Source organism: Butyricicoccus sp., from assembly GCF_050872565.1.
Classification (GTDB): domain Bacteria; phylum Bacillota; class Clostridia; order Oscillospirales; family Butyricicoccaceae; genus Butyricicoccus_A.
In genome coordinates, this window is sequence record NZ_JBNMHC010000334.1 from 1 (window position 1) to 2,440 (window position 2,440).

Below are 2,440 nucleotides of genomic sequence, written 5' to 3' on the forward strand. Positions count from 1 at the left end.
ATGGTTCGTGAGGAAGGCGAGGAAGGCCAGAAGAAGATTTCAGCCATCACCCGTTATCTGGGTGTTGCGCTGGGTCTTCTCCAGGGCTACTCTTATTATGTCCTGCTCAGAAGCAACAACCTGATTGCTCAGACAGACTTCTGGCACGGACTCGTCATTGTTCTGACCTTTACCGCAGGTACCGCGCTCATCATGTACATGGGCGAGCAGATCACCAAGAACGGTGTCGGCAACGGTATCAGCATCCTGCTTTTCGCAGGCATCGTTTCCAGAGGTCCGGCAATGGCATCTACGCTGGTTGAGCTGGTTCGCGACGGCGGCGTAAGCTACTTCGTAGCTGCACTGACCATCATCGTAGCACTCGCTATCGTAGTATTTGTTGTATTCATCTCCGATGCAGAGCGCAGAATCCCGATTCAGTATGCAAAGCGCGTTGTTGGTCGAAAGATGTACGGCGGTCAGTCCACGCATCTGCCAATCAAGGTCAATGCATCCGGCGTTATGCCGATCATCTTTGCAGCTTCTATCATGTCTCTGCCGTCTACGATCAAGATGATGACAAATGTGAAGGCAGGCGGCGTTGCCTCCTTCATCTTCAATCTGTTTGAAACCACCAATCCGTTTTACATCATTGTGTACATCGCATTGATCTTCATGTTCAGCTATTTCTACGCTGCGATTCAGTTCAATCCGATTGAGATTGCGAACAACCTGAAGAAAAACGGCGGCTTCATTCCGGGCTTCCGTCCGGGTCGGCCGACATCGGATTTCATCAGCAAGGCTCTTGGAAAGGTTACCTTCCTCGGTGCAATTTTCTTGAGCATTGTAGCCGGCGTTCCGCTGGTCGTAGGCGCACTCAATTCCAGCCTGAACAATGTGGCACTGGGCGGTACTTCGGTACTGATCGTTGTCGGCGTTGCTCTTGAGACGGTTCGTCAGCTGGAGAGTCAGCTCATGATGAGAAATTATAAGGGATTCCTTGAGTAAAATTTGGTGAAAATTTTGCTTGCAATTTAAGGAATCAGCGGTTATAATAGAGGAGATCGAAACATGAAACTCGTTTTACTGGGCGCACCGGGCGCTGGTAAGGGTACTCTGGCAGCATATCTCATCGAAAAGATGGGTATTCCGTCTGTATCCACCGGCAATATGCTCCGTGAAGCCATCAAGAATCAGACTGAGCTCGGTATGAGCGCAAAGAAGTACATGGATGCCGGCGAACTGGTACCGGATGAAGTCGTTATCGGCCTCATCAAGGACCGTCTTGCACAGGACGACTGCGCAAATGGCTGCATTCTGGACGGATTCCCGCGCAACATTCCGCAGGCTGAGGCTTTGGAAAAGGTCGTTCCGATGGACTGCGCACTCTCTCTGGAAATTCCGGACGAGACCATCGTCAACCGCATGAGCGGCAGACGTGTATGCCTGTCTTGTGGTGCAACCTATAATGTCAACAGTGAAGCTATGGCTCCGAAGAAGGAAGGCATCTGCGACAGCTGCGGCGACCAGCTCGTTATCCGTAAGGACGACGCTCCGGAAACCGTACTTGCTCGTCTGAAGACCTACCATGAACAGACCGAGCCGGTAAAGGGCTTCTATGCGAACCTGGGCAAGCTCAAGAGCATCGAAATCGACAACGATTTTGAGAAGACCAAGAAGCTCGCCTGCGAAGCACTGGAGATTTAAACGAGATGATTAGACTTAAATCCAATAAAGAATTGGAATTAATGCGTCAGGCAGGACGAATCACCGCAGCGGCACGAGCCGCTGCGGCTCGTGCTGTCCGGCCGGGGGTCACCACAGGTGAAATCGATAAGATTGTTCGGAAAACGATAGAAAAAGCCGGTGCAAAGCCGTCTTTTCTTGGCTATGGCGGATTTCCGGGCAGTGCCTGTGTTTCGATCAACGATGAAGTGATCCATGGCATCCCCTCGCGTTCCCGTGTCATTCACGAGGGAGATATTGTCAAAGTGGACGTTGGTGCCTATATCAACGGCTTCCATGGCGACTGTGCCTGCACCATTCCTTGCGGAGAGGTGTCGGAAGAGGCAAGAAAGCTCATCGAAGTGACCCGACAGAGTTTCTATGAGGGCATCAAGTTTGCCCGCAAGGGTAATCGTATATCAGACATTTCCAACGCTATCCAGACGTATGTCGAGGCACAGGGATTCTCTCTCGTGCGCGATTATGTCGGACACGGCGTAGGCGCGAATCTGCATGAAGATCCGGAGGTTCCGAATTTCGGCCGTCCGGGACACGGCGTGCGGCTTCAGCCGGGAATGACCTTAGCCATTGAGCCTATGGTAAATGTAGGAACGTATGCAGTAAATGTCCTGCCGGACGGTTGGACCGTCAAGACGGCAGACGGCAAGCTGTCTGCGCACTACGAGAATTCTATCGCAATCACCGAGGGAGATCCGGTCATTCTGACCTTCCCTAC

General features: G+C 52.0%; 3 protein-coding genes. All 3 read left to right on the plus strand.

The genetic code is table 11. The annotated features are described in order from the left end of the window. The coding region (gene secY, locus ACR0P9_RS10965) for a preprotein translocase subunit SecY (RefSeq protein WP_432620081.1) at positions 1 to 987 on the plus strand (987 nt) is incomplete at its 5' end. A 63-nt stretch (positions 988 to 1,050) separates the two neighbouring features. Continuing rightward, positions 1,051 to 1,686 (plus strand): adenylate kinase, encoded by a 636-nt coding sequence (locus ACR0P9_RS10970; RefSeq protein ID WP_432620083.1) that lies wholly within the window; start codon positions 1,051 to 1,053, stop codon positions 1,684 to 1,686. A gap of 5 nt (positions 1,687 to 1,691) precedes the next feature. Further along, the coding region (map, locus tag ACR0P9_RS10975; protein ID WP_432620085.1) for a type I methionyl aminopeptidase at positions 1,692 to 2,440 on the plus strand (749 nt) is incomplete at its 3' end.